We start from the raw sequence: 18,731 nt of genomic DNA on the forward strand, positions 1-18,731 counted from the left end.
AATCATGCCAACTTCCTTTTTGCATGCTAAGAGATTATCCGGCTAATTTTCTCATAATCCATTCGATAGGACCTCTAGGAAATTTCTTTCTCCATAACACGCTAAATAAAACACTGAAAATGAAAAATCCAGTAGCAAATAGTAAAACGAATAATAGTGTTTGATATTCGATCCTATTTAATAGAATCAATAGCCCAATACCGATAAATACATGACTTACATAATGAGTTAATGTTAATTGACCGGTTTGTACAATGGATGTAATAAACCAATTCTTTTCATATTTTTCAGTAAGATGGAGGCAGATTATTAATATAGCAATAGCAGATCCTGTAGCGGATGCGACGTATAATATATTTGGTAAAATCGGTCCTGTATTAAATAAAAATGTAGATGCTTCCTCACCAATGTATGGGATGAAAAGGTGAGTTAACGCTTTGGATAATAGCTCTATAATTAACGTTACTGTTAAACCGAGCAAGAGCAATCTATGCCTAATTTGTCTATTATGAAGATCTAACCTGCCAATTATCATACCGATTAAGAAGAAAGAAAACCACGGAAAAATAGGGTGATAGCCATTAAAAAGTAAGTTGCGAAGAAATCCTTTTAAGGTCCAAAAGTCTATATAGTTTATAAATGGGATTGTGCCTCCCCATCCTTCGAAGGCGTTGAAAGTAAGTTGGAGATATTGTGCAGCAAGTAAAATAATGATAGAAAGCCATATTAGTATAGTTCTTCGTACAGTAATTAGTAATGCAGCGATGAAAAGGTAAACGCCGTAGTAGTGTAAAATATCACCCGTCCACTCCATTACATACAATAATAATCCTAAAATAAATAAGAATAGTGATCGTTTCCAAATCAATATTCGGCTGGTATTGATTTTTATTTTCTCTTGGCTAGCAACAGATGATTTAGTCATTAAAGTTATGCCAATCCCAGCAAGTATAACAAACAAGGCAGAAGCTCTACCTTCAAAAAGTGACATAAAGGTTTTTAACAGAGGAGGCCCATTTCCTTCCGCCCCTGTTATCACCATGAAATTAACTAGTAACATTCCAAACATCGCCCACGCTCTAGCAAAATCTAAGCCGATAATTCGTTTTTTAGTTTTTATATGAATCACTTCTTTCGAATATGCTGTGGACAGCTTCAATCCATATTTGTTTATAATTCATATTTACATCAAACATCATGAAGTTTCCGATATTATCAAGTACTAATGCCAACATATGAGCTTTTGAAACTAGATTTTTATTTTGAATGAGTTGAAGTTCATTTGCTTTTGTGAGCAGTGATTCAAATCCGTTTAAATATTCTGTTTGTACAGTTAGTAATCGATCTTTGTACATATCGTTTCTTGAAGATAGTAATACATATTCTTGTAATACACGATTAAAATAAGGATCTTTCTGTTGTTCGTCTATCATTTTAAAGCCAATTTCAATACATTTCTCAATGAAATTCTCTTTCGTAAACTCTTCTGTATGGAAGAAAGAGGAGAACTGCATCGCTTCGCATAATTCATTGAAAATACTTTCGATTAATGCATCTTTAGATTTAAAGTAATAATAAATAGATGGCTTGGCGATACCAACTTCTTCAGCAATCATTGTATAGGTCGTTTTGGCAATGCCGTGTCTGGCAAATAGTCGATAACTTGCTCCAACTATGGAAGAGAGTGTTTCTTCACTTTTGCTCATGATAAGTCCTCCTAATAAAACAGGTTATATATAGTGTAGCATTCATCAGTAACTTTTTCAACCTACCGTTAGGTAAAAAATATCCTATTTTTCAATACATTATTTAAAATAATATAAGGTGAAGGAAATTGGTAAAAGAAATATATTTCTAAAGTATTTTTCTCATTTTATACATAAATATTGAGAAAATTTCACTCACCCTAAATGGAAAGGTAATAGAATTGCTCGTATAGAAATACTCGTAGATTCACTTTATTTCGTTACTTGTGGACAGTAATAGCCTTATAGGAATGGGGTAAAGGTTTCAATTTATTAGGGGGAGTGGTTCTATGTTAAACAAAAAAATGGTGGCAATGGCAATGACTGTGCCATTAGTAATGGGGACAATTTCTACTGTTTCGGCACTGGAAAAACAACAGCAAGTAAAGTTAGAAGCTTATTCACCACAGAAAAAAGCAATTGAATATTTAAAGGGACATGCTACGGAATATGGATTGAAGGCGGACCTTTCAGACTTACAATATATTTCTACAACAGAAACATCAGTAGCTTCATATGTTAGGTTCCAACAAGTAGTTAATGGTGCTCCTGTATTTTCAAAACAAATTACAGTTACTCTTAACGGTGAGGGAAAAGGATTACTTGCCGTTTCTGATTATCAGCCTGTTACAGGTGTGAAGGAAGTTACGAAAAAAATTAGTGAAAAAGATGCAGAACAAAAATCGATGGCGTATGTTGGAGGAGAAAGTGAGCAAAATCTATGGGCTCCTACAGAAAAAGAATTCGGATATATTGTTGAAGAAGGTGTCGCTCTTCCAGTATATAAAGTGGTAGTCCATTCTAATAATCCATTCGGTGCATGGGAAACATTCATTGATGCAGAAAATGGAAAGTTAATTAAAAAGGTTGATATAAACCGAAAAGCAGAAGGAACAGGAAAAGTATTTTTACCTAATCCTGTCGTATCTAGTGGTAGTAAAACAGGATTAAAAGATAGTAATGATGCAGATTCAACAGCACTAACGAATCAACTGAAAACTGTTACGTTAAAAGGTTTAGATGGTACAGGATTTTTAATTGGTGAGTATGTTACAATTTCTTCAAAAGCGAAGACGAAATCTACAAACTTACAATTTAACTATACACGTGCAAATGATAGCTTTGAAGATGTTATGTCGTATTATCATATCGATACATTGCAGCGTTACATTCAAGGATTGGGCATTAACAATATTAATAATCGTTCTATTAAAGTGAATGTAAATGGTACAACTGATGATAACTCATTTTATTCACCATCAACGAAAGCCTTAACTTTCGGTACTGGCGGAGTAGATGATGCAGAAGATGCGGGCATTATCGCGCATGAATATGGACATTCTATTCAAGATAATCAAGTACCAGGCTTCGGAAGTTCACCAGAAGGTGGAGCGATGGGAGAAGGGTTTGGAGACTTCTTAGGTGCTACTTATGAAGATGCAGTATCGACAACAGGTTACGGTAAAGCATGTATTGGAGAATGGGATGCGACCGCTTATTCTAGTTCAGATCCGACGTGCTTACGCCGATTAGATACGAATAAAGTATATCCGAAAGATATAACGAATGAAGTGCATAATGATGGGGAAATTTGGGCTCAAGGTCAATATGAAATGGCGAAAGCTTTTGGGCGTGATGTAGCAACGAAAATTATTTTACAATCACATTGGTCATTAACGCCAAATGCGAAATTCCGTGATGGAGCGAAAGCAATTAAGCAAGCGGATGCTCTTTTATACGGCGGACAACACGCGGCTGAAATTGATCGCATTTGGGCAGCGAGAGGGATTAGTACGAATTAATTAAAAACGTCGTGGCATTTATAAGCCACGACGTTTTTAATTTGCTTAAGAACTGGTACTGGAAAATTTATTGGTATCGGTAATAATATACATATACCGATAAATTTACTTTACTGCTTCTTTAAAAACAAAATGCTCTTTAAATTTTCTAGATTCAAATTTTTGACCGTTTCTCATGGAGAGGAAAGGATGTTCTTGCCACGTAATGATCACGTCAATCTTATCCGCTTTTGTAGAAACTGGAAAATTAGCGTGTTCAAATCCAGTTTTTTCGCCCGCTAGACGACTTTCTTTTAGGGAAAAGAGTTCATATTTTGTTTTCGTATGTGGTTCATTCCGAAAAACTTCAACTTGTACATTATACACTTCACTTTTTCCAAGATTTTTTACAGAGAAATGATATGTTTGAAATACACCTTTTTTGGGTTGCAACAATTTTTCACTCGTTCTTTTTACTTCATCAATATTCACTTGCCATTGATCAGAATTTTGAGAGATTGGTAAAGATTTTGGTGAATATGCGTATGTTTCATTAACTACAACTAAGCACAATAATAGGAGAAAGAAACTAATTGTTTTTTTCATATGTACACCTCCGATAAAACTTTAATAATAATATGCGTGGGAAACGTGGGGTTTATGTAATGAAATGGAAAATTAAGTTAGGAGAATTTGAGAAGAATAAAATATTTCTAAGCTTTCAAATGATAATTGTATAGAGTTCAATGTTCGTATTACATATCTTTAGAAGGGGTCTGTTTAGCGAAAAATCGTAATATTTTTTTAAAAGGGCTTGCGTTTTACAAAACAAAGAGATAGAATACTCTGTAAATATAAAAAGTGATGATTAGGAAAAGTACATGATGCAAGGGTCTACAGAGAGCAATCGGTTGCTGGGAAGATTGCGATACCGCATGATGGAAAGACACCTGTGAGTGTTGCTTTGAACGTGATAATTAGTAAAAGCAAACGGTACCTACCGTTATCAGGGCTAAGATGGTCATTATGACAATTTGGGTGGTACCGCGGAAAAATCCGTCCCTATTTATAGGGGCGGATTTTTGTATTCTTTGAAAGGAGGTGAGTGACCGTGGATGATGATGACGACGACAACAACAATAAAGTAAATAAAAATAAAATTAATGGAGGGAAATATAATGGATCAAATAATGAAGCGCTCACTCACACGAGAATGTACGGAGCATAGCGGGAAGGTTGTATTACTACAAGGGTGGGTAAAAAAGATTCGTCATCTAGGAAATGTTAGCTTTTTATTATTAAGGGACCGAACGGGAGTTATTCAATGTGTATTAGAAAACGAGTTATCCGGATACAAAGTTGATGTTGAAAGTGTCGTCCAAATAATTGGAGAAATAGTAGAGACACCGAAAACAGAATTAGGTATTGAAGTACTTGCACGTAAAGTGAAAGTATTAAATGGTGCAGAGCCACTTCCATTTGAGATAAATAAAAAGAAGCTACAAGTTGGCTTAGATCAACTGTTGAATGAGCGTGTATTATCATTAAGGCATGAGCGAATCGCGGCGGTTTTTAAAGTGAAATCGACACTCGTTCAAAGTTTTAGTGAATTCCTAATAGAGAACGATTTCACACGTATATTTACTCCGAAAATTGTCTCGCAAGGGGCAGAAGGAGGAGCGAATGTTTTTAAGCTTCCATATTTCCAAAAAGAAGCGTATTTAGCTCAATCACCACAGTTTTATAAACAAATGATGGTAGCGGGAGGACTCGAATGTGTTTTTGAAATTGCTCCTGTGTACCGGGCTGAACATCATAACTCGTCACGACATTTAAATGAATATATATCGTTAGACGTAGAACTTGGATTTATTCATGATTTTCATGAAGTGATGCAATTAGAAACAGATGTTTTACGATATATGTTTCAACAAGTAGGAGAAAAATGTGAAAGAGAACTACAACTATTACAAGTAACAGTACCTGTTATTGCGGAAATTCCTAAAATCACATTATCAGAAGCACAAGAAGTTTTGAAAAGTCAGTATCGAAAAGAATCTCCCATAGGGGATTTAGATACAGAAGGTGAAAAGTTACTAGGGAAATATGTGAAAGAAACGTATAATAGTGAATTTGTATTCATTACACATTATCCGAGAGAAGCGAGACCAATGTATACGATGCCAAATAAAGAGAATTCAGCTATTACTGATTCTTTTGACTTATTGTATAAAGGGCTAGAGATTACGTCAGGTGCACAGCGAATTCATAACTATGAAATGTTACTTGCTTCTTTTAAAGAAAAAGGATTACATCCAGAGAAATTTCAATCTTATTTAGATACATTCCGATACGGTTGTCCACCACATGGTGGTTTTGGGATAGGATTAGAAAGGGTTGTGTATCGACTTTTAGAATTATCCAACGTGAGGGAAGCGAGTGCTTTTCCGAGAGATTGTACTCGTCTTATACCGTAAAAAAGAATCTTCGCGATTATCGCGAAGATTCTTTTTTAATGTTCTTTATATTTCATTTGTAAATATTTTCTATATAAGTCTATAAAAATCCTTTTCGACAAAATAATTAATATATACCTTGACAGTTATAAATATAACCGATATACTTCATATTAATTTCAAAAGAAGATATATTCAGAATATTAAAGTGCGTTGAATAGGAGTAGTAAGGTCATGTATTTGTACAGAGAGCTATGGGTTGGTGTGACATAGTCAAATGACATCCTGAACTCGCCTAGGAGCAGTAAGGTGGAACGGAATCACATTCTTAGTAAATCTTAACGGTTAACCTTCGATATTAGGTCTGTAATCAAACGATTACTACTAAGGTGGATTCATAATGGAATCAATAAGGGTGGTACCGCGTTAAGTAAATGGCTTAGCGTCTCTTTATATAAAGAGATGCTAGGCCATTTTTTATTTTATAGAAAAAGAAATGGAGGGTTTATTCGGATAGGTATATAAAATTTATTTATTTATATAAAAAGATTTAAATAGGAGGAAAATAAGATGAAACAGACGGAGCAATGGACTTCGAAATTAGGTTTTATAATGGCAGCAGCAGGATCAGCAATTGGACTTGGCGCAATATGGAAGTTTCCTTATATCGCTGGAAAGAGCGGGGGAGGAGCATTCTTTTTAATCTTTATATTATTTACTGTATTAATTGGACTACCACTACTTATTGCTGAATTTATGATTGGACGCAGTACACAGAAACAAGCAGTTGGAGCATTTAAAAGTATCGCACCAAATACAGGATGGCACTGGATTGGCCGTCTTGGCGTTGGAACTTGTTTTATATTACTATCATTTTATAGTGTTGTAGGTGGATGGGTATTAATTTATTTATTCAGAGGAGTGACAGGACAGCTTATTACTCCAGGACAAAATTATAGTGCATTATTCACAGAGACAATTGGAAATCCGACTTGGGCCATTATCGGTCATTTTGCATTTATGTTCATTACGATATGGGTTGTATCAAAAGGTGTACAAAATGGGATTGAAAAAGCAAGTAAATATATGTTACCAGCGTTGTTCGTATTATTTGTCGCTCTTATTATTCGTTCATTAACACTTGATGATGCGATGCAAGGTGTGAAGTTTTTCTTACAGCCGGATTTCTCAAAAATTACTTCAGAAAGTATTTTGTTCGCAATGGGGCAATCATTCTTTGCGATTAGTATAGGAATTTCGATTATGGTTACGTATAGCTCGTATTTAAATAAAAAAGAAAGTTTACCAAAATCAGCAGTTACGATTGTTGGATTGAATTTATTCGTTTCTTTATTTGCGGGACTTGCTATATTTCCAGCAGTATTTTCATTAGGAATGGAGCCAACAGAAGGACCTGGATTACTATTTATCGTATTGCCATCTGTATTTAGTCAAATTCCATTCGGTGGACTATTCTTAACAGTATTTCTTGCGTTATTTACATTTGCGACATTAACATCGGCATTTTCACTACTAGAGACGGTCGTTTCAGCATTAGCAAATGGCGAGCAAGAAAGAAGAAATAAACTATCATGGATCATCGGTTTCTGCATTTTCCTAGTAGGTATACCATCTGCGTTATCATTTGGAGTATGGAGTGATATTACGATTTTTGGGAAGAATATTTTTGATGCGATAGACTTCTTATCTAGTAATATATTAATGCCACTCGGAGCATTATTTATTAGTATTTTCGTATCATTCAAAATGGAAAAGAAAGTGTTAGAAGCTGAATTTTTTATAGGTGGAAATTACGGAAAGAAAGTATTTACTACCTGGGTATTTTTACTTCGATTTATAGCTCCACTTGCAATAATTATCGTCTTTTTAAATGTAATAGGGATTATTTAAGGTAAAGTGTTATAATATTCAGTAAAAAAAGAAGGTGATGATAATAAAAACGAATTTGATTGAAGTTGGGAAATACATAAACATTAGAGGGAAAAAGCTATATGTTGAAACACATGGAAGTCCTAAAAATAAACCAGTATTATATTTGCACGGCGGACCAGGAGAGAGCTGTTATGATTTTTCATTTCATCAAGCGGAACGATTAAAAGAATCATTGTATGTAATTATGTTAGACCAACGAGGAGTTTGTCGTTCGGAAGTAATTACTGAGGAAGAACCTTTTGGACTAGGTGATTTAATTCAAGATTGTGAAGAACTAAGAAAAGTATTAAAAATTGATAAATGGTCTGTAATAGGACATTCTTTCGGTGGGTATTTAGCATTGTTATATGTAGCGATGTATCCAAATTCAATAGAGAAAATAATATTTGAAGGTCCGACTTTCGATTTTGCATTAACAAGTAGAGCTTTGTTACAAAAGACAGGAGATTTATTAATAAAGTATGGAAAAGAAGAAGCAGCAGAAGAGTGCCTAGCTTATTCATCTAGTAATGCTAGTTCAGAAAAATTGCTAGAAGCTTATATAAGATTAAGCTCTGAATTAGAAGAGAAGAGAATGGAGATTTACAATTATAAGGAAGATGAGACAGACGATAGTTTATATAGTGACGAAGAGTGGGAACAATTTTCAAATCGTTCAAAAACCCATTTTGATAGATTAAAATCAGAGGGATTATGTCATACGTCATTATTATCAAAAATAAAAGATGTACAGAACCCAATGTTATTAATTGTAGGAAAACATGATGTAGTAACGTGTGAAAAGCAAATTGAAATATTCAATCGAGATTCTCTAAATGGAAAGTATATCATATTCGAAGAAAGTGGTCATACACCACATTATGAAGAAGCAGATCAATTTGCTGAAACAGTCATTCATTTTTTGAAATAAAAAAGAAAGGGTGCTTCTAATAATGAGAAGCACCTTTTTTAAATTTCTGGATAAGTGATTGTAATGTTAGGCCATTTGCTTTGCCAATTCTTTTGATTAACCCTATTTTTGTACATATGTATTCGTTCTTTCGTTTCACGAAAATGGGCTGTAGGCTGCACTTGTAATGAAAGTACATCTTCAATTCCGCACGGGGATGTTAATATGACATTATTCTTCTCGTCTAATGTAACACCAAGTGCGGTTGCTGTTTCAGGAAATTTAGAAATAGCATCAACAGCAGAAGAATATGGTGGCATGTTATTCACCACATGCATACGAGCTTGATTCTTTACTGACCAAGGGATAGTAGTATCCATATTCATTAGTTTCGTTTCTAACGATTGTTCGTATGTCTCATCTTTATGTAATTGATCAAAATAGATGACATCAACATCTGGTGTAGCTGTCCGTACTTCGTAGTTATGTAAAGTATCCCAAATTTTAGAACGAACAAACCCAGCGCAAATCCACCAATCAGGTAGCTCTAGTGATCTTGCAATTTGTAATACATTCATCATCCACGGATCATTTTGTATCAAGTGGATAATATCTTGTTCGGTTTTAATAGTCATTTGATAGTACACCTACTTTTTTAGAGAGTGAATTAATGCATAAGCTCAATAATCCATAAAATCCAGTAAGCACCTGGTACAAATAAAAGTTGTGCTAATAAGGTGCCGAGAAGTCTAGAAATCATTAGCCAGCCATACATTTTACTCATTGCTTCAGCACCCTTTTCTGATTGTAAAGCTCGTTCTGTTAAAAGAGCAATGCGTGGATCGAGTAGCACTGTTAATAAAATGGTAGCAAAACCATTAACAAGGCCAGAAGCTGTACTTGCATTTGTTGCGTAATCTGGGTTTAAAAAGGAAGCGTAAAGGGCTGAAAGGACACCCGCTGTATAAATTGCAGTAGCAAACATGTTGATAAGCATAATACGCTTTGGGATGCCACCGATCCGCATTCGATGAATCATTTCGAATTTTGGAAAGCGTACATACTTTTTTGTGTATTTTAATCTTTGAATGTTATTCGTCTTCATCATTCGAATGAATGAACCATCCGTTTCAAAGTTTTGAATAACGTATCCAAATAGCTTTGTCAAAGTTGGATAGAGTATAATCGCGAGCAATGTACCGACAGAAGCAGATAATAGAACGAGCCGTATAATATGCTCTAAATCAATAGAAGAATCTAGCTTTGCTTCATCGACAATACCACCAATTAAAAAAGCTTGTAGTAAGTTAGATGTTCTTGAAATAAGTAGTACCATTCCTACGATGGATAAGGCAACGACAATCTTTTTTAAACGTACACCAGCTAATCGAATACTATAAGAGCTAGTTTCAACTGCGTGGATAACAATTGTGAAAGCCATTATAAAAATTAACGTAATTGACATGTGTTTCACCAGTTTCTATTAAATTAATTATAACTTTTTCACTTTATCATATCTTTTGTGATTTTGTAACTGAAAGTATAAGGGGTAGAAAAAGTAATTTTCTGAAAAGTTGAATGGTGATAGTATAGTAAAGGTGTAAGTAGGAGAATGGCCTTAATGGGGTACATATAAAATCAGTGGGGGAATGAAATATGTATACAACATTTCTATTTGATTTAGATGGAACATTAACTGATCCGAAAAAAGGGATTATAAATTCTGTTCTATACGCGTTAGAAAAAATCGGGATCGAAGAAGTAAATATAAGCGAGTTAGATTCATTTATCGGCCCACCAATACAACAATCTTTTGTAGATAGATATAATATGAATGAAATAGAAGTAGAACGAGCAGTGTTTTATTTTCGGGAATATTTAAAGCAAAGTGGTTTATTAGAGAATAAAGTATACGATGGAATTGGGGCCCTATTGCAAGAATTAAAGGATGCTGGCAATCGTTTGTTTGTAGCAACTTCAAAGCCTACTGTATTTGCGAAACAAGTAATAGAGCACTTTCAGTTAACATCTTTTTTTGAAGAGATTGTTGGGAGCAATTTAGATGGGACAAGAATAAAAAAGGAAGAAATAATTGCTCATATTTTACAAACAAATGAAGAACTTCAAAAAGAAGAAATGGTGATGATTGGTGATAGAAAGCATGACGTAATCGGTGCGAACAGTAACGGAATTGCTTCAATAGGTGTATTGTATGGATATGGTAATGAGAATGAATTGAGTGATGCTGGGGCGAGTCATATAGTGAAAGATGTCGAAGAGTTACAAAGCTTTTGTATAGAGAATAGTACGATAAAACTATAGAAATAGAACCTAGAAATCCCTTTATAACATATGACGATGAAATCGTTTTTGTTTAAAGGGATTTTACATATGTAATCGAATACTATAATTAGACAATTTTAGCATGAAAAATTTGTAATAAAGTGAAACTTTAATCAGTGGAGGTTTTGTCCATCCTCCACTGATTATCAGCCCTCACCAATCGGGCTTTTACGGGCAGTTGATCTCTCGCCTAGCTTCCGCGCATTCGCCGAATTTTAAGATGGGAGTCATACTGCCCGCAAATAGCGGGATAAAAAGAGGAGGAATGTCATGAAATAAAAGGTTTCGAAATACTAGTGAAAGTTCGTTGTCAAAAGATTGAATTTTCAGTTTAAAAGGAGGGTTATAATTGGAGCTAGTTATTATTTTATTAGCACTTAGTTTACTCATGTTTGTAGCATATAAAGGATTTTCTGTAATATTATTCGCACCGATTTTTGCATTATTTGCGGTATTTTTGACAGAGCCTAGTTTTGTATTACCTTTCTTTTCAAATATTTTTATGGAGAAAATGGTAGGGTTTATTAAATTATATTTCCCTGTGTTTTTACTTGGAGCAATATTTGGGAAAGTAGTAGAAATGTCAGGAATCGCTGATTCCATCGCAAAGACGATTGTAGAGTTAGTTGGAGAAAAACGTACAATTTTAGCGATTGTTTTAATGGGAGCTATTTTAACGTATAGCGGTGTTAGTGTGTATGTAGTGGTATTCGCTATATTTCCGTTTGCGGCTAAGTTGTTTCGACAAGCGGATATCCCAAAGCGTTTAATCCCTGGCACAATCGTTCTTGGAGCAGCAACATTTACAATGGATGCGCTTCCTGGATCACCACAAATTCAAAATGTAATACCTACAACTTTTTTTAAAACTGATATTTATGCAGCACCGATACTTGGTATTTTAGGCGCAATTTTTGTTTTAACGTTAGGTTTACTTTATTTAGAGAGTAGGCGTAAGAAGGCAAAAGCAGCAGGAGAAGGGTATTTTGGTTTTAACGATGGAAAGTCTGAAATGGCAGCATCTTTACAATTAGAACAAAAAGATATACCGATACTAAGCAGTATTGAAATCACAAGAGTACAGCAAGTAATTGCGTTTGTACCACTTATTTTAGTAGGTGTAATGAATAAAGTTTTCACAATCATGATACCAAAGTGGTATCCAAATGGTTTTGATTTCTCAGCTATTGGTATGAAAGCATTTGGAAAAGTAGAATTAAGTGCGGTAGTTGGAATTTGGTCTGTAGAATTGGCACTTATTATAGGGATTTTATCAACGCTTTTATTATATTGGAAACGAGTAGTAACTGGATTTCAAGCTGGATTGAATACAAGTATTGGTGGAGCGCTACTTGCAACAATGAATACAGGAGCTGAATTTGGATTTGGTGGTGTTATTGCAGCACTTCCAGGTTTTGCAATTATGAGAGATAGCATCTCTGCAACTTTCACGAATCCATTAGTGAATGGGGCAGTAACGACGAATATTTTAGCTGGAATTACAGGGTCAGCATCAGGCGGAATGGGGATTGTTTTAAGTGCGATGGGAGATAAATTTATTGCAGCGGCCAATCAATATGATATTCCGTTAGAAGTTATGCACCGCATTGTATCAATGGCATCAGGTGGAATGGATACATTACCGCATAATGGTGCAATTATTACTATTCTAACGGTAACAGGTTTAACACATAAACAGTCATATAAAGATATATTTGCTATTACAATTTTGAAAACGGTTGCTGTATTTGCAGTCATCGCGTTCTATACTTTAACAGGAATCTATTAATACTAGTTAGTATACGAAAAGAAAAGATTTATCAGATTGATATTTTATATAATAAAATATTTATTCTAACTACTCAGTCACTCTATGAAAAACCGGCAGAAAAGTTTTTTTAGTTGGTCGAGAGAGGACCTGGCTATGTATAGGAGCGGTCAGGGCCTTTCCTGCCACGCGCAAAGTTTTAAAACAAAGAAAGGTAGCAAGGTGTAGGTCCATTTTTATCTTCATGGCAGCAATCTATATGCTGAAAAATGAAAACAACTTTCTATAGTTAATAAGGGGGCTTATTTTAACTGGAATAATACACTTTATCAAACTTCTGAATGAAATGCATGGCTAAGTAGTTGCAAATATTTATTATAGATAGAAGGGGTGGAGTACTTGCAAGAAGTTGCTGAGTTTCGTATGCCGAAGTCTGTATTATATGGGAGAAATTCGTTTGAAAAACTAGGGGATCAATCAAGAAAGTTAGGGAAAAGGGCTTTTATTGTAAGTGATACAATTATGGAGAAGTTGGGTTATGTTGAAAGATGTGTGGATCACTTAAATGCGAAAGGGATTACTGTTATTACGTACAATGAAGTAAATACTGAGCCTACAAATTTACACGTATTAGAAGCGTTATCTATTTGTAAAGAAGGAAAATGCGATTTTATCATAGGTATTGGCGGAGGAAGTTGTATTGATGTTGCGAAAGCAGTAGCAGTGTTATATACAAATGGTGGAGAAATTGAAGATTACGTCCAAAAGGATATAGAAATAGAATACAATCCACTACCGCTAATCGCAATCCCAACGACTTCTGGTACTGGATCGGAAGTAACAAGTGTAGCAGTAATTACGAATAAAAAAACAGATGTGAAAATGATGATAAAACATCCAAGCTTTATCCCTCATGTTGCGATAATAGACCCGATTTTTACAAGTTCGGTACCACCTCATATTACTGCAGCAACGGGAGTAGATGCATTATGCCATGCAATTGAAGCTTATATTTCTAAAGTTTCACAACCTCTTACAGATGTTCTTGCTCTTTCAGCTATTGAAAGCATTATGAAATATTTACGTATCGCATATGAAGATGGAGATAATATGGAAGCAAGGGAAGCAATGATGATTGCTTCATTACAAGCTGGGATTGCTTTTTCAAATGCATCTGTTACATTAGTGCATGGTATGTCTCGTCCAGTGGGGGCATTATTTCATGTGCCACATGGAATATCGAATGCAATACTATTACCTGCAGTTTTAGAGTTTACAAAAATGAGTGCAATAAAAAGGTTAGCGGAAGTAGGACGTAGCTTAAACAAAGATTTGTATTCTCATTCTAATGAAGAAGTAGCGAACTACACGATTGCTGAAATTAAGAAACTTTGTTTTGATCTTCGTATTCCTAATTTAAGAGAATACGGAATTGATGAAGTAGAATTTGAAAATGCTATTTCTAAAATGGCGAAAGATGCTATCGAAAGTGGGAGTCCAAGTAACAATCCGCGAGTTCCATCTTGTGATGAAATAAAAGAGCTCTATCGAAAATGCTTTGATTATAAATATGAGTCTACTACAAAAGTTATTTTCTGAATATTCTTTAATTATTTCCGTGGAAATGAAAAATAACTTTAAATCATGTAGAGGGTTTATGTGATAAAGAAAATGTTTTCATTGTCATAAAACAATATTCATTATGTATAAATTACAGTATTAGTGTTGACTAAAAAAATATTATCTTAAAGGTGAATATATGAAATTAATAGGTCTTATTGGTGGAATGAGCTGGGAGTCATCTACTGAGTATTACAAAATGATAAATGAAGAAGTAAAAATAATATATAATTTTATTATGTAAACAACAATCGTATGTGTGGAAAACATTCAGAAAATATCTTATAATGTAAGTGGTTACATTTAAGGGGGAATGCGGATGTTTTCAGTTCGACCAATCGCATTTGTACATAATGAAAGAATGGAAATTGCGGATGATGAGTGGGGAGAAGTAAGATCACTTATTACTTTAAGCGAGTCGTTTACAGAGGAAAGTATACAAGGGATCGAAGAGTTTTCTCATATTGAAGTTATTTTCTATTTTCATAAAGTAACAGATGAACAAATTCAGTATTCTGCTAGACACCCTAGAAATAATAGTAAGTATCCGAAAGTAGGGATTTTTGCACAGCGTGGAAAAAATCGTCCGAACCGAATAGGAGCGACAATTGTTAATGTGATAAGAAGAGATGGAAAAACAATTGTTGTTGAAGGATTAGACGCAATCGATGGTACACCTATATTGGATATTAAGCCTGTTATGAAAGAATTTATACCGAGGGAAGAAATAAAGCAGCCTAAATGGGCAACAGATATTATGAAACAGTATTGGAAGGGGAATGGAGTAAAATGAGAATATATGAAGCAACAATTGCAGATTTAGATGGACTAGCATCTGTTTTTAATAACTATCGAGTATTTTATCGACAAGATTCCGATATTGAAGGAGCAAAAGTGTTTTTACGAAATCGAATCGAGAGAAAAGAATCCATTATTTTCGTCGCAGTTGAAGACGGTGAATATATTGGATTCACGCAACTATATCCTTCATTTTCTTCCATTTCGATGAAAGAATTATGGATTTTAAATGATCTGTTTGTACAAGAGGCAAAGCGCGGAGCCGGAACAGGTAAAAAATTATTAGAAGCTGCTAAAGAATTCGCCTTAGAAAATGGCGCAAAAGGTGTAAAATTACAAACAGAGATTGATAATTTATCAGCTCAGCGATTATACGCTGAAAATGGATACTTGAGAGATAATCGTTATTTCCATTATGAATTAACTTTTTGAAATATATATAGTTAAATGAGACGTTTTCAAAGTGAAGACGTCTCATTTAATTTTTTTATTGATGATTTAAAATCCAATTTGTAGCGTCTTCAAAGTTTTCTGCAATGTAATTCGGTTCAATATGTGCCCATTTGTCTCGGAACGTATGTAAAGCATCATATCCAGCACCAGTTCGAACTAATATTGTTGTTGCATTTACTTTTGCACCAGCAACAATATCAGTCCAGCGATCACCGATTACAGCGCATTTTGTTAAATCAAGCCTATGTTTTTCTGCTGCTTGCAGGAGCATACCTGTGCTCGGTTTGCGGCATTCACATCCGCCACCATGTTTATGAGGACAAAGGTAAATATCATCAAAACCAAACCCTTTTAATTCTTGCACAAAATCATTCGCAGTTGCTTTTCCATCCGCGATACCTGGTTGATTCGTAAAAGAGAATAGTTTAATATTTTGAGCTTTTAACTTTTGTAAAGATTCCTTTGTAAAAGGAAATAATGTGAAAGAACCTGGATAATGTATTGTAGTATCACCGCCAATTGTTCCGTCACGATCAATGAATATTGCTTCAATGTTTTTCATAGTTATAGTCCTTTCTTTGTACCAGTAGTTTAAAAATGTTTTACAAATCGATACCCATTTACTTCATAGCCCAATTTTTCATAGAAGGGGTGTGCTTCTTTGCGGTTCATTCCACTAACAAGCCAAGTACCAATACAGTTATGCTCTTTTGCTAATTGTTCTGCGTAAGCCATTAAAATATGTTCAACTTCATTTAATAAATATAAAAACACCAAACATTAAATATTCTGCTAAAATATGTTTTTTCCTGCCTTAATAGCAAACTGTTCAGAACAATGTCACGAGAAAATATGCTATAATTTTCCTTGATTGCAATGTAAATGGAAAGCAGGTAAGTATTATGCTAGAGGTGAATATCCGCTCAGCAGGATATGAAATTGGTGAAAAGACAGTTCATGATATTGCATTTGCAATTGAAAAAGGCGAGTTAGTTGCTCTTATTGGCGCGAATGGCGCAGGAAAGAGTACGACAATTAAATCGATACTCGGTTTGCTTGTCAATACGGATGGTGAAATCTCGTTTGGTGAAAAGAAAAATCCATATGCATATGTACCAGAGCATCCCACTTATTATGATTATTTAACTTTGTGGGAGCATATTGAATTGTTAATGGCTGCCCGTGGAAATGAAGAGGGAAATTGGGAGGACAAAGCAAGGGAATTATTACATACGTTTCGAATGGAAAAACATATACACGAATACATATCAAAGTTTTCAAAAGGTATGAAACAAAAATCGATGCTAATATTAGCATTTTTAACAGAGCTAGATTTCTATATTATCGATGAGCCTTTTATCGGTTTAGATCCAGTAGCCACGAAAGACTTTTTGAATTACTTATATAAAGAAAAAGAGCGAGGAGCAGGTATATTACTTTGTACGCACGTGCTGGATACAGCTGAAAGAATTTGTGAAAGATTTTTACTCATTTCGCAAGGTACATTAGTAGCAGATGGGCATTTAGAGGCGATCCAATCGTTAGCAGAAATGCCAGGAAGTACACTGTTAGATTGTTTCGATGCAATTGTAAGGCGGGAACAAAATGATTAAACAACAGTTTAATAAAAGGTTACGTCATGAATTGCAAAGAAAATGGAAAGCGATTCGTTCTGTAACAGATTGGACAGTAGCATTATATATTGTTATTCCCGCACTTATATTTATTGTAATGTATTATCGTTCATTATGGATAAAAGAACTATCAATGGAAGAGACCGTTTATTTTGGATTAGGTTTACTTGCATTTTACTTTGTTACATTTTCAAGAGGAGTTCGCTCATTTTTTGAACAAGCAGATAGCTTATTTTTAATTTCGTACCCAAATCATATGCGAAGATTAATGAAGCTTGGCATGATATATACGTTAATTCGGATTGCAATAACGAACGCAATTGTAGTATTCATTATGCTGCCTATATTGATGAAAAGTATGGGAGCGACAATTATACAAATCGTACTGTTCTGGATTTTCTTTACTGTTTCTCGATTTATGCTATCGTTGTTGACGAGATTCATAAATGTACGTGTGGGGAAACGATGGGTTTTATTGATTATAAAAGATGTTATATTTTCTTTTAGTTTGATTTTTTTTGGAATCAGTGTATTTTTTATTTATAAAAATCCATTGTATTCCATATTATTTATCGGTCTAGCAGCTTTATTTACTATAGTCTTGGTAAAAGAAAAGATGAATTATAAAAATTTCTTTTTTAAAGAAGTTGAGAAAGAGAAAGAAGAAAGTATGCGTTGGACGGTAGGGATTATGCAAGTTGGTGGCCATGCTGCGAAGCCGAGTAGTTCGAATAAAAAACCGTGGATGTTCCCTCGTTCTAAAAAGATATTAGGAAAAAAATCTGATTCACGTATTGTAGAAGCTTTTTTAAAAGAATTTTTGCGTACAAGTAGTGCTTTAATGTTTTATGTTCAAATTGTATGTATAAGTACTGTAAGTATTATCGTGACTCCGCAGTGGATAACAGCTATTATTCTTGTATTTGCTATAGTTGCTATTTCTCGCTATGCGCGTGATTATTGGAATGAATTTACGAAGAAAATGTTTCTACATTTATATTGTGATGAAGGAGAATTACTATTATTAAGGTGGAAGGCGGATCGTTATTTGCTCCTTCCAGTCGTATTTATGTACGGAACAGTCATCCTCTCACAGTTTTATTTATTGCCAGCAGTAATTATTGGAGTTATTTTTATAGTATTCATTGGTTGGATTGTATTTTTACCATAGAAAAAGAGCCGGAAATGGCTCTTTTTCTAGTCTGTAACACACTGATAAATAAAATATACTAAAACGAGTATGCTTGCGGCGGAATATATGACATCTAAAGTCATTTGATCGCCTCCTCAT

At 34.4% G+C, this 18,731-nt stretch carries 17 protein-coding genes, 2 pseudogenes and 2 other annotated features; of the genes and pseudogenes, 12 read left to right on the plus strand and 7 right to left on the minus strand.

Going from position 1 to position 18,731, the window contains the following annotated elements:
• Positions 1-34 precede the first annotated feature (34 nt).
• Positions 35-1,120, minus strand: coding sequence for a DUF418 domain-containing protein (locus JTF23_RS03790; RefSeq protein ID WP_204208188.1), 1,086 nt, complete (start codon positions 1,118-1,120; stop codon positions 35-37).
• A complete protein-coding gene (locus tag JTF23_RS03795; protein ID WP_204208149.1) occupies positions 1,110-1,706 on the minus strand; it encodes a TetR/AcrR family transcriptional regulator in 597 nt (198 codons plus the stop codon). Before JTF23_RS03795 ends, JTF23_RS03790 begins: the two co-directional genes overlap by 11 nt.
• Positions 1,707-2,035: 329 nt before the next feature.
• Between JTF23_RS03795 and JTF23_RS03800 the strand changes: the two genes are divergently transcribed.
• Positions 2,036-3,547, plus strand: a complete 1,512-nt coding sequence (locus JTF23_RS03800) for a M36 family metallopeptidase (RefSeq protein WP_088099024.1) — start codon at positions 2,036-2,038, stop codon at positions 3,545-3,547.
• Between the two features lie 105 nt (positions 3,548-3,652).
• Here the strand turns inward: JTF23_RS03800 and JTF23_RS03805 are convergent, their stop codons facing one another.
• Positions 3,653-4,132, minus strand: coding sequence for a hypothetical protein (locus JTF23_RS03805; protein ID WP_016104719.1), 480 nt, complete (start codon positions 4,130-4,132; stop codon positions 3,653-3,655).
• A gap of 249 nt (positions 4,133-4,381) precedes the next feature.
• Positions 4,382-4,593: a binding site (T-box leader), on the plus strand.
• Positions 4,594-4,704: 111 nt separating this feature from the next.
• Between JTF23_RS03805 and aspS the strand changes: the two genes are divergently transcribed.
• The 3 genes from aspS to JTF23_RS03820 all read left to right on the plus strand — a co-directional run bounded on the left by aspS (position 4,705) and on the right by JTF23_RS03820 (position 8,845).
• Positions 4,705-6,003, plus strand: a complete 1,299-nt coding sequence (aspS, locus tag JTF23_RS03810; protein WP_199715463.1) for an aspartate--tRNA(Asn) ligase — start codon at positions 4,705-4,707, stop codon at positions 6,001-6,003.
• A 183-nt stretch (positions 6,004-6,186) separates the two neighbouring features.
• Positions 6,187-6,435: a binding site (T-box leader), on the plus strand.
• Between the two features lie 117 nt (positions 6,436-6,552).
• Positions 6,553-7,893: a sodium-dependent transporter gene (locus tag JTF23_RS03815; RefSeq protein ID WP_016104721.1), complete on the plus strand. Its 1,341-nt coding sequence runs from the start codon at positions 6,553-6,555 to the stop codon at positions 7,891-7,893.
• 37 nt (positions 7,894-7,930) lie between these two features.
• Entirely contained in the window at positions 7,931-8,845 is a 915-nt protein-coding gene (locus JTF23_RS03820) for an alpha/beta fold hydrolase (RefSeq protein ID WP_016104722.1), read from the plus strand.
• Between the two features lie 38 nt (positions 8,846-8,883).
• On the opposite strand, the gene JTF23_RS03825 is transcribed toward JTF23_RS03820, so the two are convergent.
• Complete coding sequence (locus JTF23_RS03825; protein WP_016104723.1) at positions 8,884-9,459, minus strand: nucleotidyltransferase family protein; 576 nt, start codon at positions 9,457-9,459, stop codon at positions 8,884-8,886.
• Positions 9,460-9,491: 32 nt separating this feature from the next.
• Positions 9,492-10,289, minus strand: a complete 798-nt coding sequence (locus tag JTF23_RS03830; protein ID WP_002158032.1) for a lipid II flippase family protein — start codon at positions 10,287-10,289, stop codon at positions 9,492-9,494.
• Between the two features lie 191 nt (positions 10,290-10,480).
• Between JTF23_RS03830 and JTF23_RS03835 the strand changes: the two genes are divergently transcribed.
• From JTF23_RS03835 to JTF23_RS03855, 6 genes and pseudogenes are all read left to right on the plus strand, one after another.
• Positions 10,481-11,146 (plus strand): HAD family hydrolase, encoded by a 666-nt coding sequence (locus JTF23_RS03835; RefSeq protein ID WP_204208150.1) that lies wholly within the window; start codon positions 10,481-10,483, stop codon positions 11,144-11,146.
• 370 nt (positions 11,147-11,516) lie between these two features.
• On the plus strand, positions 11,517-12,956 hold the full coding sequence (locus JTF23_RS03840; RefSeq protein WP_204208151.1) for a GntP family permease: 1,440 nt from the start codon (positions 11,517-11,519) through the stop codon (positions 12,954-12,956).
• Between the two features lie 378 nt (positions 12,957-13,334).
• Complete coding sequence (locus JTF23_RS03845) at positions 13,335-14,534, plus strand: iron-containing alcohol dehydrogenase (protein ID WP_002202165.1); 1,200 nt, start codon at positions 13,335-13,337, stop codon at positions 14,532-14,534.
• A 160-nt stretch (positions 14,535-14,694) separates the two neighbouring features.
• A pseudogene (locus JTF23_RS27690) lies at positions 14,695-14,775 on the plus strand (aspartate racemase); the annotation flags it as partial.
• 99 nt (positions 14,776-14,874) lie between these two features.
• Positions 14,875-15,348 carry an SAM-dependent methyltransferase gene (locus JTF23_RS03850; RefSeq protein ID WP_016104727.1) on the plus strand — a complete coding sequence of 158 codons (474 nt, stop codon included), beginning with the start codon at positions 14,875-14,877 and terminating at the stop codon, positions 15,346-15,348.
• Entirely contained in the window at positions 15,345-15,785 is a 441-nt protein-coding gene (locus tag JTF23_RS03855) for a GNAT family N-acetyltransferase (RefSeq protein WP_033710381.1), read from the plus strand. Before JTF23_RS03850 ends, JTF23_RS03855 begins: the two co-directional genes overlap by 4 nt.
• A gap of 55 nt (positions 15,786-15,840) precedes the next feature.
• Here the strand turns inward: JTF23_RS03855 and JTF23_RS03860 are convergent, their stop codons facing one another.
• Both JTF23_RS03860 and JTF23_RS03865 read right to left on the minus strand, forming a co-directional pair.
• A complete protein-coding gene (locus tag JTF23_RS03860) occupies positions 15,841-16,368 on the minus strand; it encodes an HAD-IIIA family hydrolase (protein ID WP_002202162.1) in 528 nt (175 codons plus the stop codon).
• Positions 16,369-16,397: 29 nt separating this feature from the next.
• A pseudogene (locus JTF23_RS03865) lies at positions 16,398-16,544 on the minus strand (GNAT family N-acetyltransferase); the annotation flags it as partial.
• Between the two features lie 164 nt (positions 16,545-16,708).
• Here JTF23_RS03865 and JTF23_RS03870 point away from each other — a divergent pair.
• Together JTF23_RS03870 and JTF23_RS03875 are read left to right on the plus strand one after the other, a co-directional pair.
• Positions 16,709-17,419, plus strand: a complete 711-nt coding sequence (locus tag JTF23_RS03870) for an ABC transporter ATP-binding protein (RefSeq protein ID WP_204208152.1) — start codon at positions 16,709-16,711, stop codon at positions 17,417-17,419.
• On the plus strand, positions 17,412-18,611 hold the full coding sequence (locus tag JTF23_RS03875) for an ABC transporter permease (protein WP_204208153.1): 1,200 nt from the start codon (positions 17,412-17,414) through the stop codon (positions 18,609-18,611). The genes JTF23_RS03870 and JTF23_RS03875 overlap by 8 nt, the downstream gene beginning before the upstream one ends.
• Positions 18,612-18,731: the final 120 nt, after the last annotated feature.

Source organism: Bacillus sp. RIT 809 (genome assembly GCF_016892495.1).
GTDB lineage: Bacteria > Bacillota > Bacilli > Bacillales > Bacillaceae_G > Bacillus_A > Bacillus_A cereus_U.

What these genes read in the sequence shown, in the direction of transcription:
- JTF23_RS03805 (WP_016104719.1), bottom strand. Translation starts at nt 4,132, where the DNA reads ATGAAAAAAACAATTAGTTTCTTTCTCCTATTATTGTGCTTAGTTGTA.
- JTF23_RS03820 (WP_016104722.1), top strand. Translation starts at nt 7,931, where the DNA reads ATGATAATAAAAACGAATTTGATTGAAGTTGGGAAATACATAAACATT.
- JTF23_RS03870 (WP_204208152.1), top strand. Translation starts at nt 16,709, where the DNA reads ATGCTAGAGGTGAATATCCGCTCAGCAGGATATGAAATTGGTGAAAAG.
- JTF23_RS03800 (WP_088099024.1), top strand. Translation starts at nt 2,036, where the DNA reads ATGTTAAACAAAAAAATGGTGGCAATGGCAATGACTGTGCCATTAGTA.
- JTF23_RS03835 (WP_204208150.1), top strand. Translation starts at nt 10,481, where the DNA reads ATGTATACAACATTTCTATTTGATTTAGATGGAACATTAACTGATCCG.
- JTF23_RS03825 (WP_016104723.1), bottom strand. Translation starts at nt 9,459, where the DNA reads ATGACTATTAAAACCGAACAAGATATTATCCACTTGATACAAAATGAT.
- JTF23_RS03875 (WP_204208153.1), top strand. Translation starts at nt 17,412, where the DNA reads ATGATTAAACAACAGTTTAATAAAAGGTTACGTCATGAATTGCAAAGA.
- JTF23_RS03860 (WP_002202162.1), bottom strand. Translation starts at nt 16,368, where the DNA reads ATGAAAAACATTGAAGCAATATTCATTGATCGTGACGGAACAATTGGC.
- JTF23_RS03830 (WP_002158032.1), bottom strand. Translation starts at nt 10,289, where the DNA reads ATGTCAATTACGTTAATTTTTATAATGGCTTTCACAATTGTTATCCAC.
- JTF23_RS03795 (WP_204208149.1), bottom strand. Translation starts at nt 1,706, where the DNA reads ATGAGCAAAAGTGAAGAAACACTCTCTTCCATAGTTGGAGCAAGTTAT.
- aspS (WP_199715463.1), top strand. Translation starts at nt 4,705, where the DNA reads ATGGATCAAATAATGAAGCGCTCACTCACACGAGAATGTACGGAGCAT.
- JTF23_RS03850 (WP_016104727.1), top strand. Translation starts at nt 14,875, where the DNA reads ATGTTTTCAGTTCGACCAATCGCATTTGTACATAATGAAAGAATGGAA.
- JTF23_RS03815 (WP_016104721.1), top strand. Translation starts at nt 6,553, where the DNA reads ATGAAACAGACGGAGCAATGGACTTCGAAATTAGGTTTTATAATGGCA.
- JTF23_RS03855 (WP_033710381.1), top strand. Translation starts at nt 15,345, where the DNA reads ATGAGAATATATGAAGCAACAATTGCAGATTTAGATGGACTAGCATCT.